The 16,265-nt window shown below is 50.1% G+C and carries 12 protein-coding genes; 8 read left to right on the plus strand and 4 right to left on the minus strand.

The window, feature by feature from the left end; genetic code table 11:
• Positions 1 to 35: 35 nt before the first annotated feature.
• From DZK30_RS11280 to DZK30_RS11290, 3 genes are all read right to left on the minus strand, one after another.
• A complete protein-coding gene (locus tag DZK30_RS11280) occupies positions 36 to 470 on the minus strand; it encodes a YybH family protein (protein WP_118974245.1) in 435 nt (144 codons plus the stop codon).
• Between the two features lie 97 nt (positions 471 to 567).
• Positions 568 to 2,430: a PspC domain-containing protein gene (locus tag DZK30_RS11285; protein WP_118974246.1), complete on the minus strand. Its 1,863-nt coding sequence runs from the start codon at positions 2,428 to 2,430 to the stop codon at positions 568 to 570.
• A gap of 50 nt (positions 2,431 to 2,480) precedes the next feature.
• A complete protein-coding gene (locus DZK30_RS11290; RefSeq protein ID WP_118974247.1) occupies positions 2,481 to 2,816 on the minus strand; it encodes a PadR family transcriptional regulator in 336 nt (111 codons plus the stop codon).
• Positions 2,817 to 3,256: 440 nt separating this feature from the next.
• On the opposite strand from DZK30_RS11290, the gene DZK30_RS11295 reads away from it, so the two are divergent.
• The 8 genes from DZK30_RS11295 (at position 3,257) to DZK30_RS11330 (ending at position 14,645) form a co-directional block, all read left to right on the plus strand.
• Positions 3,257 to 5,059 (plus strand): T9SS type A sorting domain-containing protein, encoded by a 1,803-nt coding sequence (locus DZK30_RS11295; protein ID WP_118974248.1) that lies wholly within the window; start codon positions 3,257 to 3,259, stop codon positions 5,057 to 5,059.
• A 164-nt stretch (positions 5,060 to 5,223) separates the two neighbouring features.
• Complete coding sequence (locus DZK30_RS11300) at positions 5,224 to 8,436, plus strand: SusC/RagA family TonB-linked outer membrane protein (protein ID WP_118974249.1); 3,213 nt, start codon at positions 5,224 to 5,226, stop codon at positions 8,434 to 8,436.
• A 35-nt stretch (positions 8,437 to 8,471) separates the two neighbouring features.
• Positions 8,472 to 10,016 carry a RagB/SusD family nutrient uptake outer membrane protein gene (locus DZK30_RS11305; RefSeq protein WP_118974250.1) on the plus strand — a complete coding sequence of 515 codons (1,545 nt, stop codon included), beginning with the start codon at positions 8,472 to 8,474 and terminating at the stop codon, positions 10,014 to 10,016.
• 104 nt (positions 10,017 to 10,120) lie between these two features.
• A complete protein-coding gene (locus tag DZK30_RS11310) occupies positions 10,121 to 10,552 on the plus strand; it encodes a GatB/YqeY domain-containing protein (protein ID WP_240432904.1) in 432 nt (143 codons plus the stop codon).
• 31 nt (positions 10,553 to 10,583) lie between these two features.
• Positions 10,584 to 11,135 carry a CvpA family protein gene (locus DZK30_RS11315; RefSeq protein ID WP_118974252.1) on the plus strand — a complete coding sequence of 184 codons (552 nt, stop codon included), beginning with the start codon at positions 10,584 to 10,586 and terminating at the stop codon, positions 11,133 to 11,135.
• The gene (locus tag DZK30_RS11320; protein ID WP_118974253.1) at positions 11,119 to 11,679 is read left to right on the plus strand and encodes an anthranilate synthase component II; all 561 of its coding nucleotides are present in this window, start codon (positions 11,119 to 11,121) and stop codon (positions 11,677 to 11,679) included. Before DZK30_RS11315 ends, DZK30_RS11320 begins: the two co-directional genes overlap by 17 nt.
• Before the next feature lie 48 nt (positions 11,680 to 11,727).
• Positions 11,728 to 12,912, plus strand: coding sequence for a T9SS type A sorting domain-containing protein (locus DZK30_RS11325; protein WP_118974254.1), 1,185 nt, complete (start codon positions 11,728 to 11,730; stop codon positions 12,910 to 12,912).
• A gap of 50 nt (positions 12,913 to 12,962) precedes the next feature.
• Positions 12,963 to 14,645, plus strand: coding sequence for an NAD+ synthase (locus DZK30_RS11330; protein WP_118974255.1), 1,683 nt, complete (start codon positions 12,963 to 12,965; stop codon positions 14,643 to 14,645).
• A gap of 21 nt (positions 14,646 to 14,666) precedes the next feature.
• On the opposite strand, the gene DZK30_RS11335 is transcribed toward DZK30_RS11330, so the two are convergent.
• Positions 14,667 to 16,142, minus strand: coding sequence for an Ig-like domain-containing protein (locus DZK30_RS11335; RefSeq protein ID WP_162903027.1), 1,476 nt, complete (start codon positions 16,140 to 16,142; stop codon positions 14,667 to 14,669).
• Positions 16,143 to 16,265 lie beyond the last annotated feature (123 nt).

The raw sequence follows: 16,265 nt of genomic DNA on the forward strand, positions 1-16,265 counted from the left end.
CCCGCTCGCTTTTTTTGGATATGATCTGTCCCGGCTTAGCTGCTGTGATCGCTTACGATGACCCACTGCCCGGCTACCTTTTCGAATAGTAAAGTAAAATAGCCTTCCAGGTCGCCTATGCTGCGCTGCAGGTGCCAACGGCCCACCACCTGGCAATAGCGGTCCGAAAGTGGCTTCAGCCTGAGGATATCGAACCGGAGCTTCCCCATCGCTTCTTTATCAGGGTAGCTTTTCCGGTAGTTATCCAGCGTTTGTTGCCAGCCGTAAGTAATTCCCTTTTTACCAATGAACATCAGGGAATCGCTGTGCCAATAACCTTCCATATAGCCCTCAATATCACCCCTGTTCCAGGCCGCAGATTGCCTGTCTAGCACATTGCCGATCGCCTTGCCGGCCGGCGCAGTTTGGGCCATGGCAGGTCCGCCGGCGCAGCAAAGCAGCCATAATAAGATGAAGGGCGGGCGAATCATAGTATGTATATTTTGGATCAAATATACCTGAAAATAAAAAGGGGTGCAAGAATACACCCCTCGTAAAAACTACTACCACATCTTTAGCTGCCGGCGGCTATTGGTCGCTGGTATCTGTATCATCGGCGCTTTGTGCGCCTTCCTCTTTTTCAGAAGGATTGTCGATCACGCCGTCGGGTCCCATTTTGTAAAAAACATCTTCATCCCAGTTATGGTATTCTCTTGTACGGTAGCGAAACCGGCCCGGGCGCACGACAAAATCCCGGTCGGTATAATAGGAGCTTACAAGATCTTCTGCACGGAATACCTTGCCGGCAGGGACCTGGAGCTCCACTTTCAGCTTCTGTGCACGGAAGGGATCGCCCTTGGGAAGGCTGAAGTCCTGGGGAAGATAAAGCACGTTACCCTCCTGGCGATAGTGGAACTCAAGCGGAAGCGCCAGTTCCTGCGCCCGGCGTGAATTACGGCCACGAGCGCTTTTTTGCACCGAAAGATGATAGAAGCTATCGGGGCTGGTGATGATCCTGAGACTGATATTGCTGATAGCAACGGTGCTGTCGTCGCGGAACCGGACACCCTCATGATCATTGTCTTCTTCGTCCCGCTCGGTCTCGCCGTTCTCATCCTGTATGCTTTGGCGAATGATAAGTGTATCGTTGACCGGTTGGTTAAGGCTGAGCGGATAGGTCTTGCGATAGGTCGCTTTAAAGTCGGAAGCAATGGAAGTGCCAATCCAGAACAGGCCAAACACACCCGCAATAAATAGGGCAGTGAATGTCCCAGTCAGCCATTTGTTGGTGGCTACTTTACGGCCGGAGATCATTCTTACCAGCAAACGGATGATGGCAATAAAGGGAATGAGCAGGGTAAGGGCCACGCAGATCCATAGCAGGGAGCGCTGGGTTGCACTTTCAGTGATGAGGGCGCTGAAAGGCAGAATGAAAACGGAAGAAGTGGCTAGGCCGAACAAGGCGGCCAGGACGGCAATGATGATACCGGCCAGGGTAATGAGCACAGTGCCCAGGATCATGAACACGAATATCTTTACCAGCACGGCAACAAATTGTCCGAGACCGGACCGCCGGGGTGGGGCGATGCGCTCGGTTTCCCCACCCTTGATGGCCTGGCTAAGGTTGTGCACATCCACTTTTTCGCCGCGCATCTCCAGCTTTTCTGCAACGGTATTGGCCTCGGGAAGGGAGGCCCATAGAATGATATACAGCACAACCAAGGTGGGCAGACCACCAACCATGAGTGAGAACAAGGATTGGAAGAATGAGCCGCTACCCAGTATGCTGAAGAAAATGATACCCAGCAAGGGCGCAGCAAATATGATCCTGGGTACAATGGGGTCGATGTTGGCATAAGCGGCAATACCCGAGCATACACCGCCTACGACTTTCTGTTTGGGGTTGCGGTACAGCCGCCGCCGCACAACAGCCGTATTGCCGTCGCCCTCCGGGAGTAGCGCCCACAACACGATGTATACGATGGCACCGGCGCCCCAGGCCAGGGTGACCAGGAAGAAGGCCATACGGACAATAGTGGAATCGATATTGAAATGTGCAGCCAGACCACCGCATACACCGCCGATCATTTTTTCGCGGCGGCTGCGGGTGAGGGGCGGGCGTGTCTGGCTTGTTGTATTCTGGCGCTCTTCTTTACGGTGGCTCTTTGCGGCTTCTTCCTCGCCGGCTTCGCTTTCAATCTGTTCGGGGCTGCCCATTACGGCGATCATATCGGTAATGTCGGTGGCCATGATACAGGGAGCGCCTTTGCTCAGCTTATCCTGGAATAGCTCGCCCATGCGGTCTTCCATGTCCCTTACGATCTCATCGCCGCCTTCTTCGCGGGAGAAGAACGTTTTAAGCCGGTTGAGGTAGTCGCGGAGCTGGTCGTAAGCCGATTCGTCGATAGGGATGAGTCTGCCCGCCAGGTTTATATTGATGATCTTATTCATTGTTGTAGCATTAAGACTGTGAGTGGTAGAGAATGGATTTGATTAATGGCTTACGATGAAGTATCCCGGGTGAGCTGGTTAACGGCATCGGAAAGCTGTTGCCAGGTTTGTTGCAATTCCAGGTAAAAGGCTTCCCCTTTTTCGGTAAGGCTGAAATACTTGCGGGGAGGGCCCGATGCGCTTTCTTCCCAGCGGTAGCTCAGCAGCTCGGCGTTCTTAAGCCGGGTCAGGAGCGGGTATAGCGTGCCTTCGAGTATAGATAGCCCTGCTGCTTTCATCCGATCGATAATATCGGAGGGATATACTTCCGATTTTCTGATGATGGAAAGAATACAAAACTCCAGTACACCTTTGCGCATTTGCGAATTCGTGTTCTCTGTATTCATGTCGGTTAATATTATAGTGTAACGTTCCTTTTTGTCCAGAAACCATCTGTTCAGGCTTCGTCTTTATGATGCAAAGATATAGCCAATGGATAGTATTATGCAATACCAAGTACTATTTTTGTGTTTTTTTTAACTAAAACGAAAAGTTTCGGTTACGTATATATCGTCAATTTAGTATAGTTGGAACCGGGAATTAGTATAGCTGGAAACAGGAAGTGTCTTTTAGGCGCAGATGACCTTAATGTGTCTTCAGGGTCATCAAATGGTTAAGAGTTTGAAGAAATGACTAGAGGATTATACCTAATTTTGAGTACAGGAACTAGTTGAATTAGTTAAATAATGTTTAACAACAATAAAAACATTATACAAATTTAAATCTAAAAGGGCTTAGGTGGTTTTGTCATTTAATCTCTATATTTACACGCTTAAAAACAAAAAGTATGAAGAAGATTTATCTAACCGGAGTTCTTGCCTGTGCAATCGGAGGAGCGGTAAATGCTCAGATGAGTGAAGGTGGTATTCCGTGGAGCGTTAATTCCAAGAATGGAGCGATGGTGAGCGAGGTGGCAAAAATTAACCTTCCTACCCCCAATTACGAAAAATATAAAGCGCAGGACCAGCAAGACGCCCTGTCTGGTGTGGCTAAACCCTACCGTGTTTCTGCTCTGGTAAATACAAATATCGACCTGAACAGTGGTACCTGGTCCTATATGGATGATGGTAGCAAAGTATGGCGTACGGCAGTACATGTGGACAACGCACTGGCACTGGATTTCTATTATGATAAATTCAGCCTGCCCGAAGGTGTACGTCTTTACCTGACCAACGAGAACCGCAGGCAGATACTGGGTGCTTACACCAATGGTAATAATAACAGCTTTGGCAACTTTACCAATGAGCCTGTACAAGGCAGCACGGCCTACCTGGAACTGAATGTCAATGCCAATGTTCCTGTTTCCGCTATTAATCTGCACATTGACAAGATCACTGCTTACTACCGTGGTGTTGACGAGCTGGCCCGTTGGGGAACCGATGGTAACACGCCTATTGCCCGCCCCACTGCCGGTTCTTCTCCCTGTAACATCAATGCTAACTGTAGCCAGGGAAATGGCTATGAGAAACAAAATAAAGCCACTGTAAGAATCACGATAGTGGGTGCGGATGGTAACGGTTTTTGTTCCGGAACAATGCTGAACAATACCGGTAATGTGCAAAACGGTACTTGTAAGCCGCTGGTGCTGACTGCAACACACTGTGATAGCCCCACCCACAGGGACGATGCCAACTTCTCCCAGTGGCGTTTTGATACGCACGATCAGTCAGTAGACTGCAACGGTACTGTAGCTAACGATCCGCTGAAGCATACCTTGGTGGGTTCTGCTTTCAGGGCTCGTTCCAACAACCCTTCTTTTGCGATCCCCGCTAACTCCCTGGTAGCTGACTTTTTGCTGCTCGAACTGACACAGTCTGTTCCTGCCAGCTATGATGTGTACCTTGCCGGCTGGAACCGCAATACCACCCTGGCCAATGACCCCGATATGGATTTCTTTATCGGCTTCCACCACCCTGCCGGCGACTTTAAAAAGCTGGTAACTGCCGATGGCGTACTGGCCGGCGGACAGTTTAACCAAACTTCGGTACCCGCTACCCACTGGAATATTACTGCCAGTGCAGGTGGTACAGAGCAGGGATCATCAGGAAGCGGATTGTTCGACAAGAACGGCCGCCTGATCGGCGACCTTTCCGGCGGACCTAAAGGTACCGGCGAGTGTGCTCCTCTGGGCTTCAATTCTCAGTACTCCAAAATTTCTTATGCCTGGGAGAATACCTACGACCAAACAGCATTCGCTGCTTATGCCGGCCCCCAAAGTCAGTTGAAAGGATGGCTGGATCCGCTCAATGGTGGTTCCACTATGATACTTGATGCTACAAAGTCTGATTGCTCTGATTTTAGCCCTGTAGGTATCAAAGAAATGGAAAACCTGTTGAACAGCTCCATCAGCCTTTATCCTAATCCTTCTACTTCCGGTTTTGTAAAAGTAAAAGCAAACTTTGCCAAGCTGACTGACCTGAATATTACTGTATTCAATATCCTGGGCGCCAAAATGGGAACCTACGCTATCAAGAATGTAGCTTCCAACGAATTTGCACTGGATATGAGCGGTTATGCCAACGGCACTTACCTGGTAAACATCGCTACCGGTGATGCCAGCATCTCTAAAAAGATCGTATTGAACCGATAAGCAATTCTAAGCCCGCAACAAAAAGTTGAGCTGCGAATAGTTCAAACGCTGCCGACAAGTGTCTGATAAGCAGGAGCCCTTCTTGTTGCGGGCTATTGATATCATTGCGCGTTATAAATGAGTTTCGTTGTAAATATTTTCGTTAACAAATAATACAAAATAATATGAGAAAAAGGCTACTATTACTTGCCTTATTTGTAGGGCTGGGTGTACAAGTTGCACTGGCTCAAAGTCGTACTGTGAAGGGAAGAGTGTTGGATAACAGTGGTGACGCCTCTCCTGGCTCCACCGTTACGGTAAAAGGTACGCAGGTTGGAACGGTAACCGATGCAGACGGTAATTTCCAACTGGATTTGCCCGAAGGATCTAATACTTTGATCATCAAAGCTGTAGGTGCTGAAGACCGGGAGTATAAAATTACAGATGTAAATGCTCCCATTGTTGTAAAGATGGAAGACGCTTCTCAGAATGTTGGAGAAGTGGAGGTTTACGGACACAAGGTGGACAAAAAATCCTACACCGGTTCTGTTGCCTCTATGGGTGCTGCGGAAATTGCCAAAAGGCCGGTAACCAGCATCGCTAAAGCGCTTGATGGCGCTATGCCTGGTGTTGAGGTTACCAGCGGTGGTGGCCAGCCTGGTTCTTCTCCTGATATCCAGGTGCGTGGCCAGGGATCGCTGAGTGCGAGTAGTGCACCATTGATCGTACTGGATGGCGCTCCTTATAGCGGATCACTGGTATCGATCAACCCTAACGACGTTGAGAACATGACGGTACTGAAAGATGCGACGGCCACGTCCATCTACGGTGCGCGTGGTGCCAACGGCGTAATCCTGATCACGACCAAAAAAGGTACTTCTAATAACGGAAAGCCCCGTATCTCCCTGGATGCGTCTGTTGGTATACTCAACCGCTATATTCCCGAATACAGCCGTCTGGGTACAAAAGATTACTACGAGACTGTATGGGAAGGTTACAAGAACATGGAGAACGCCAATGGTAACTCCCCCTCTTCTGAAGGCCTGATCGACTTCCTGGGTAATTATAATGCCTATAAGATCGCTAACAAGGACCTGATGGTTATCGACGATCGTCAGCATGCTACTGTTAACCCCAATGCTTCTCTCGCTTATACCGACGACTGGCAGAAAGAGCTGATGCGTACCGGTATCCGTCAGAACTACTCCCTGGGCGTATCGAACGGCGATAAAAAGAGCGACTATTACTTCTCTCTGGGCTATACCAATGACCAGGGTATTGTAAAGAACTCCTCTTATGAGCGTTTTACTACCCGCCTTACGGTAAATTCCCAGATTACATCCTGGCTGAAAGCAGGTGTGAGCCTGGCTGGTACTTATGACAACCAGAAATTCTTCCTCGGACTGCCTCAGCCCGGCGATGATCCCAGCTCCAACGCTTATTCTAATCCCTTCTTCTTCACCAGGACAATGGGCCCTATTTATCCTGTATACCGTTACGACAGGAATGGCAACCGTCTTTCACTGCCTGATGGAACACCTGAATATGACTTTGGTGAGAATGGTCCGAATAATCCCTCCGGTCTCGATCAGCTGAGGCCTTTTGGTAGCCAGACCAACGCTGTTGCCAGCTTGTTCTACAACAATCCTACCAACAAGGCGCTGACCGGCTTTGGTTCTACTTACCTGGAAGCGAAGTTCCTGAAGGACTTCACTGCCCGCGCCAATTTTGTACTGAACTACCAATCAGAAAACCAGACTTCTTACTATAACTCCCTGTACGGCGATTACGCCAGCTCACAGGGCCTTGTAAGCCGTTTGCAGGCCACAACAATGAACTACACGTTCAACCAGCTGTTGACCTGGAAACCCTCATTTTCTATCTTCGCCGAAGATCATCACCTGGAATTGACTGTAGGTCACGAAGCCTACCTGATCAATATTAACCAAAGCTGGGTACAACGTTCCGGCTTCCCCAGCCCTGACTTCCAGGAAGGTGCTGCTGCTGCTGTAGGTGTGGGCTCCGGTACACAGGCCGATAACCACGCTATCGAAAGCTATCTGTCACAATTGAACTATAACTATAAACAGCGTTACTTTTTAAGCGGCAGCTTGAGGAGGGATGGTTCTTCCCGTTTCCGTCCTAAGTCCCGTTGGGGTACTTTCTGGTCAGTAGGTGCTGGTTGGTTGATTTCTGAAGAGGAGTTTGCCAAAGGACAAACATCCTGGCTGAATATGGCTAAGATCAGGGGTAGCTACGGTATCTCCGGTAACGAGAACCTGTCTAACGCCGGTGGTGCGAACTACTACGCTTCTCTGTCCCGTTACTCTGTATTGCCCAATGCCTCTGCGCCCGGTCTGCTGTTTGCCAACTGGGGCAATGACGATCTGCGCTGGGAAGGCCAGACCAACTTTAACGTTGGTTTCGACGCCGAATTCCTGAATCACCGTATCACTGCTACTTTTGACTACTTCATCCGCGGTTCAAACGCGCTGCTCTATGTACGCCCGCTGGCGCCTTCTACCGGTTCTACCGGTGTATACGACAACGTAGGTAACATGCAGAATGCTGGTGTTGAATTGGCTCTGGGTGTAGATGTTGTTCGTACACATGACTTTACCTGGAATGTTCGTCTGAACCTGACTCACCTGAAGAATAAGATCACCAAAGTACAGGCACAGGATTCGCTCATCGGTGGTGGTACTATCCTGACCAAAGGTCTGGCGGTAAACTCCTGGTTTATGCCTGATTATGCTGGCGTAGATCCCAATACCGGCGCACCCCAATGGTATATTGTTGAAGATGCCAATGGCAATAAAGTGGAGCAAGACGGTGTTCATAACATTACCAACGATTACCAGACGGCACAGGCGGTTGCTAACCGTAAGGTTTTTGGCTCTTCGTTCCGCGACCTGGATGGTTCTATTACCAATACTTTCTCTTATAAGGGATTTGATGCCTCTTTCCTGGTGTCATTTGGCCTGGGTGGTAAGTTCTACGATGGTAACTATGCCGCATTGATGAGCACGACTATCGATTCCCGTGGTCAGGCGCTTCATTCCGATATCCTGAAAGCCTGGAAGGAACCCGGTGACAACACCGATGTTCCCAGGGTCGACTTCAGCGATGCGGGTCAGTACAATGCTGCATTGTCAAGCCGCTTCCTGATCAGCAACTCTTTCCTTGCGATCAAGAATATCAATATTGGTTATACTTTCCCCACCAAATGGCTGAAAAACGTTCACTTTGAGTCTGCCCGTATTTATGTTGCCGCAGACAACGTGCATATGTTTGCCGCCCGCAAAGGTGTCGATGTAAAACAGGCATTTTTTGGCCAGTCCAGCTATACTTATTTCCCCTACCGTACCTATATGGTGGGTGTGCAGCTGGGATTATAAGTTTTGCTTGATCTGAACAATAAAAAAATCAAACAATGAAATCACATAAAAAAATAGTTTTACTGACGCTCTCGCTGGCTACGCTCAGCATGACAGCGTGCAAAAAATCCTTCCTGGAGAGAAAGCCTACTGATCAGGCTGCAACGGAAGATGTTTTCAAATCTATAGAAGGTGCACAGGCAGCTGTGCAGGGTATGAATCGCCTGATCTATCAGATCGGGGATGTAACGGATAATTTCAGCTTTCTTTCCCAGAGTCTTACCTATGACCTGATGGGTGAGGATATGCCAATTAATTCCTTCGGTTCGAACTGGTTCGTTCAGGAAGTGCGTTACGTGGCTGCCAGGGCTGCAATCGAGAATGGCGAATATTCCTGGCCGCTCTACTACAAATTTGTCAATAATGCCAATTTTATTCTGGCCAATATTGACGGTATCGTAGCGGATCAGGGTGCAAAGGACATGGTAAAAGCGCAAGCGCTTTCTTATCGTGCCTGGGCTTACTTCAACCTCTGCCGTTTGTACCAGCATACCTATAAGGCAACCGTTAGCGGTACTGGTACCAAATGGCCTGGCCCCGTAACCAAAGCACCAGCGGTGCCTTTGTATACTGCCCCTACACAAACACCCGCTCCCAGAGCATCGATGGAAGTAGTATACAAACAGATTACCGACGATCTTACAGCAGCAATTGCCCTGTTTGATGGTTCCGGTATGAGCCGCAGCACCAAATCTGAAATCGACGGTAACGTAGCCAGGGGTATTTATGCCCGTGTGGCACTCGAAATGCAGGATTGGGACAAGGCTGCTACTTATGCTAAAGAAGCGCGTGCCGGCTTTACTTACATGACACCTGCTGATATCGGCGCTGGTTTCAACTCTGTAGGTAATGCAGAATGGATATGGGGTTCTGCTATGAATACTGAGCAGAGCGCACCCTGGTATTCTTTCCTGGCACAAATGGATCAGGATAATGGCATGCACAGCTCACGCCAGCAGAAAATGATCAACAGGCAGCTATACAACAAGTACCTGGATACCACAGGTGACGCCCGTAAAGTATGGTGGACCAAGACCGGAGACGAAGCCGCTGGTTACGTACCTTATTCCCAGCGTAAATTCAGAGCAGTTACCAAGGGTGGTTACGTAGGTGATTTCCCGCTGATGCGTGCCAGCGAAATGGCACTGACAGAAGCGGAAGCACTGGCTCAGCAGAACAAAATAGCTGAAGCGGCTGCCGTATTCAATGAATTTGTTCAATCAAGAAGGCCTAGCTACAATGCACCTACCAGTTCTGCCGATACCCTGATCAAAGAGATCTGGATTCAGCGTCGTATCGAGCTTTGGGGTGAAGGTTTCCGCTATTTCGATATCAAGCGTCAGCAGGCTACCTTTGCAGCTGTGAAACTTGCTCCCAACCAGATCGGTCTCGTGCGGACTGTTGCGCAAGGTCATATCGTAAGCATCGTGGGCTCTGCCAACATGAACTTTGGTCAGTTCTCACCATCATTCCTGTGGCGTATACCGGGAAGCGAGTTGCTTGCCAATAAGAATATCGGTACAGCAGATCAGAATCCTTAATTTAACTTAGTTTTCCTTAGCCACCCGATCTTCCTTTCGGGTGGCTATTTTTATTTTTCCGAAACTTTAAAACAGAGCTATAAGTGAATCTCGAATCACAAGTCATGGACCAACTGAAACAGGCCATGCGCGACAAGAACGAAGCAGCGCTGCGTACATTACGGGCTATTAAGGCGGCTATATTGGTGGAAAAAACAGCGGCTGGAGCAAAAGGTGAGCCGACTGAGGCCGATGAGCTCAAACTGTTGCAGAAACTGGTAAAGCAGCGAAAAGATTCGCTGGATATCTTCCGTGCCCAGCAAAGAGAAGACCTGGCTAAAACCGAAGAGGAGGAGATCGCAATTATCGAGCGTTTCCTGCCGCAGCAGCTTTCGGAAGCTGAGCTGGAAGCTCAGGTGAGAGCAATCGTTACGACAGTCGGTGCCTCTTCCCCAGCCGATATGGGCAAGGTAATGGGAGCGGCTTCGAAGCAATTGGCCGGAAAGGCAGATGGGAAAGCTATATCGGAAATGGTAAAGAAAATATTGGCTTCCTGAACGGACGGCGGTAAAACACTTGTGCCGGTTTATGATCATTGATGCCATTTTCCTGATCTTCATGGTTTTTTTCATGATAAAAGGCTATAGCAGAGGTCTTGTTATAGCCCTTTTTTCCATGCTGGCCTTATTGCTCGGTGCACTGGGGGCATTGAAGCTATCGGGAACGGTGGCTGCGCATTTGTTTAAAGACGGACAGGGCGGCCGTTGGGCGCCTTTCCTGGCGTACCTGATCGTCTTTGTTCTGATCGTATTCCTGGTACGTATGCTGGCAAGGCTGCTGGAGCGATCATTCAAAGCAGTAGCTCTGGGATGGCTTAACAGGCTCACCGGCGCCCTTTTGTATGGTTTTCTGGTAAGCTTTGTATTCAGCTCGGCGCTGTGGTTGCTGGATCGCATGGGTGTGCTATCCGATGAGGTGCGGACCGGCTCGGTCACTTATCGGTTCATTGCACCCATTGCCCCGGCTGTATGCTCGGTGGCCGGGGCCGTTCTGCCTTTTGCCCGGCATATTTTTGATGATCTTTCGCTTTTCTTCGATAAGCTAAACCAAACTATTCCCGCGCATGTGGGTGCTCATTGATAATTACGATTCTTTTACCTATATCCTGCATCACTACTTGCTGCAGCTACATCAGGAAGTGCAGGTTTATCGTAACGATGCGATCTCTTTAGCGGAGCTGCAACGGCTGGCGCCGGAACGGATCATTCTTTCGCCTGGTCCGCGAAGGCCAAAAGACGCGGGTATAACAAACGAAGTGGTCCGGCATTTTTACCGTGAGACCCCGCTATTGGGCATCTGCCTGGGGCATCAGGCTATAGGCGCTTTTTTGGGGGCTACGCTTACAAAAGCCACACGGCCGGTACATGGGATGACCTCACCGATACTGCACCGGCAGGAAGGTATTTTTAGCGACATTCCTGTGGGATTTGAAGCTATGCGCTATCATTCCCTGATCCTGCGCGATTGGGAAGATACAGGCATACGGCCGCTGGCCTTCTCCACAGAGCAGGAGCTGATGGCTTTCGATCATCCCGTTTTCCCGGTGACTGGTATCCAGTTCCATCCCGAATCGGTTCTGACCGCTTGTGGCATGCAGCTGCTGAAAAACTGGGCCAGCCACTAAACAGATGCAGATAAAAGAGTAAATTGCGATAATAAACCGATAGAATCCATGAAACAATTACTCTGTTCGCTCATTTTGCTGCTGGGCGCTTTCAGTGCTGCGATGGCGGCCTGGACCAATCATTCCCTTTCATCCGGCGGCCAGGTAAGGGTATACCGTACTTATGTGCCGCCCGGCTACGATCCCGGCCGCCCCGCCTCGCTTATTGTAGTGTTGCATGGCCTTGGTGGTACTATGTATGATGCCGATAATGTGGGCATTACCCAGATCGCCGATACGGCCAACATCATCCTGATTTCGCCCCAGGCCCTGGATTTCAACAGCCCACTGGGCATTGTGGCCGGCGCCTGGAACAGCGGCATCGTGGTCAATGTTCCGGGACTGGGTGCAGTACCGGTAAATGGTACTGTCGACGATGTGGGATTTATTAAAGCGATGATGGATACCACTCAGGGATCGTACAGGATTGATCCGGCGCGGGTATATGTCTGCGGCGCTTCTATGGGTGGTTTTATGACCCAGCGGCTCGCCTGCGAAGCGGCAGGTTATTTTGCTGCAGCAGCCTCAGTAATGGGAACCTATGCACTGGCCTTGCCGCCCTGCAATCCGGGTAAAATGATACCGATTGCACACTTTCATGGCACAAGGGATGAGGTGGTGAGCTGGAACGGCGACCTGCTTTTTGGAGGCTCTGCTTTCCCCGTTGGCCTTAGCGTCGACGCTCTTATTGCCCGATGGGTAACCCTCGACGGGTGCAACACAACGCCCCTGCACGAAGTATGGCCCGACAGCAATAACGACACCTTGTATGCCGAACACTACAGCTATTCCGACGCAGCCGGCCAATCAAGGGTCGAGCTGTTTAAAGTGAATAAAGGTACCCACGCCTGGTATACCAGCGCCAATACCAATGGGGATATTGACTATGCCAGCGAAATATGGAAATTCTTTAACAAACAGTACCGTAGCGGAGCCACAGGAGTGGATGACCTGTTCCGCAAACAATTCTCTGTAAGCCTCTACCCCAATCCTGCACAGGAAACATTACATATCGACGCCGCAGGGCAATTTAACAATGTACAAATCAGCGATCTTTATGGCCGCACCGTTGCCGCTTATACCAAGCCCGATATTAAAGCTATAGATATCAGCGGTTTGAGGCCGGGTATCTATTGTATAAGGCTGCAAGCAGCACAGGGAGCGCTGGGGTTTGCTAAGTTTGTGAAACAGTAAATTCCTGTTAGCTTTGCCTGGCCGGCGATCCAATGCCGTGCCTTTCGTTTATGAAGATATTTCTTGCCCAGCAGAATTACCATATTGGTGATTTTGAGGTCAATACCGAAAAGATCATCGCAGCCATTCGCGAAGCAAAAAGCAAGGGTGGATCACTTATTGTGTTCAGTGAGTTGGCCGTTTGTGGTTATCCGCCCCGTGATTTCCTGGAATTCGAAGATTTTATTGAAAAAGGTATGGCCGCCATCAGGCGCATTGCTGCTGAGGCCGACACCATAGGTGTGCTGGTAGGCGCCCCGTCGCGTAACGACCACCCCGATGGCAAGGATCTTTTCAATAGTGTATACTTCCTGTACGAAAAGGAGATCAAGCAGGTCATTCACAAAACACTGCTACCCAACTACGACATTTTTGACGAATATCGCTACTTCGAGCCTTCCTTCGATTGGAACATAGTGCCTTTTATGGGCAAACGCCTGGCGGTAACCATTTGCGAGGACATCTGGGATGTGGCAGATAATCCCATGTACCGGGTGCGTCCTATGGATATGCTCATGAAGCAAGAGCCCGATATTATGATCAACCTCAGCGCCTCGCCCTTTGACTATACGCATGCTGAAGACCGGCTGGCTGTGGTGAAAAAGAATGTGCAACGCTACCGGCTTCCGCTCATTTATTGTAATACGGTGGGCTCACAGACCGAGATCGTATTCGATGGCGGCTCGCTGGTAATGGATGATGGCGGCAACCTTATACGCGAAATGGCTTTCTTCAACGAAGAGCTGACTGCCGTGCATTGGAACGGCGACGGTACTTTTGAAGAGAAGCAAAGCCGTGCAGCGGGAGAGCTCCCCGACCAGGTGCTCGATCCTGTGCGCTACCAGCCCGAATTGAATATAGGCCTGGTGCACCAGGCGCTGGTGACCAGTATCCGGGAATATTTTGATAAAATGGGCTTCAGGCAGGCCATCGTAGCTTCATCCGGGGGGATAGACAGCGCGGTAACCCTGGCCCTGGCCTGCGAGGCCCTGGGCCCCGGACAAGTGCATGCGCTGCTGCTGCCTTCTCAATTTTCGACCGGGCATTCGGTGAGCGATGCGGGGCAATTGTCTGAAAACCTTGGTAACCGTTACGATATTTTGCCCATCGCCCCGGTTTTTGATGCGGTAGCGGCGTGTCTGAAGCCTGTTTTTGGTGATCTGCCGTTCAATATCGCTGAGGAGAACATCCAGTCCCGGATAAGGGGCTTGCTGGCCATGGCGCTGAGCAACAAATTCAATTATATACTGCTCAATACTTCCAATAAAAGCGAGCTGGCTACCGGGTATGGCACCCTGTATGGTGATATGGCCGGTGGATTGGCCGTATTGGGCGATCTGTACAAAATGCAGGTGTATGCACTGGCCCGTTATATCAACAGGAATGGAGAGATCATTCCGCTGAATATAATAGAAAAGGCGCCTTCGGCCGAGCTAAGGCCGGGGCAGAAGGATAGTGATAGCCTGCCGGACTATACCGAGCTGGATGCTGTGCTGTACCAGTATATCGAACGGCGCCAGGGACCCCAGGAGATTATTGGTATGGGCTTTGAAGCCGGGTTGGTAAACCGAGTGCTGCAGATGGTGAACCGTAACGAATACAAGCGCAACCAGTTCTGTCCTATTATCCGTGTTTCGCCCAAGTCGTTTGGTATCGGCAGGCGAGTACCCATCGTGGCCCGGTACCTGAGCTGAGCTGTGCTTTCCGTCGGAATGCTATTGTCTTGGCTTTGATCTGTCGGGCGAGCTGTTTTGCGGTGTTGCCGCACCAGGGCGGTTGCCGGCTTCACGAGGGCGTTTTTTCCCTGCATTGCTATCGGGGATGAAGTCGATCTCGTTTTCCCAGCCTGCTTTAAGCCGGATGGTAGTAGCATAAGGCAGTACTCTTTCCGGTTGCCGCCGCAGCAAAAGATTGCCGGGATCCCAGTGGCCGTTGCGGTTGGCGTCGACGATCAGGCGCATGTCGTAGTTGCCGGGCGGCAGCAGGCTGATGCTGATGATCGAATCAGTTACGGGTTTCAGATAGATTGAATCGTTGTTATCTTTGAAAATATAGAGCAGGATACTATCGCCAAAATAACGGCCGTCCACATGGATCTTCAGCTTGCCGTAATCTTCTTCCCGCTTGGTACGGAAGAAATATTTTCCGGGAGGGAGCTCCGCGCCTGTAGTATCCCTGGCCCAGCCCTTCACCAATCTTAAGGTGTACTTTTTGTCCGGCTGCCATTGGGTGCTGATCTTTATCCCGGCAGAATCTACCCGCAGTTTTTGTACGGCCTCCACTTCTATGCCATTATTCTCATAGCTAAGGTAAATCTTTGCAGAATCCAGGCTTTTCAGCTCCCGGTAAAGGTCTACAGACAGCTCCTTATCCAGCTCAAAGGTGCGCTCTGCCGGATTACTGGTATCTACCTGAACGAGGTAAGCGACCTTGCCGGGGCGCCGGGGCGGGACAATAGTTGCGGCGGTATCGGTTTCAGTCTTCACCGTATCGCGTTTTTCCCGGAACATATTGAATACCACGGTAGAATCTTTTTGTAGGGAGGGGACCACCACACGGTCTATGAACCCGATCTTTTCTTCCCCCGGGTCATAAATATAGTTGTTGTTGGCATCCTGGATCGCATAGATACGGAAGGACTTGAGGGGCAAAGAACGAAAAAGAAAGCTTCCCGAAGCATCGGCACGTACGGCGTAAAGCGGTTTTTTTGCCATTACAGCGGTGTCGTTTTCGGTTGTATTGTACAAGGTGATCAACATGGACGAGTCGGCCATACCCGTGGCTGCGTCCACCACCTGCCCCCGCAGCTCAAGCGAATCAAAATAGGCGCCTGTGCTGAACATGTAAACAAAATCCCGGTAAGGATTGGCCTCATGGTTGTCGGTAAGTGCGTCGCCCAGGTTGATCCGGTAAGTCGTATTGGCAAGCAGTTGGGTATCCAGTATTTTGATCTCGACGCGTTTCCCATAGGAAAGTACGGAAGGCGTGATCTGCATCAGCGGCGATAGCGCAAGGTTTTTATCCAAATCGTGGATATCGATGTACTCGTTGAAATACAGCTCGATCTTTTTAGGCCTTATGTTTAGCGATGAATCCGAAGGCACCACCGAAAGCAATACGGGCGCCGTCTCATCCTTTTTCCCTCCTTCGGGCGGCACAATATTGGCGCAGCCGTTAAGGAGCGCCAGCAACAACAGCAGAATGCATGCAGACAGGCAACGATGCGAGGAGAAGATAGTCAGCGATTATTTATTTAGGCATCAAAATTAAGGTTATTCCGGCATTATTGCCGGCTACCGGAGATCATTTCTGTA

The organism is Taibaiella koreensis, assembly GCF_003545715.1.
Classification (GTDB): Bacteria; Bacteroidota; Bacteroidia; order Chitinophagales; family Chitinophagaceae; genus Taibaiella; species Taibaiella koreensis.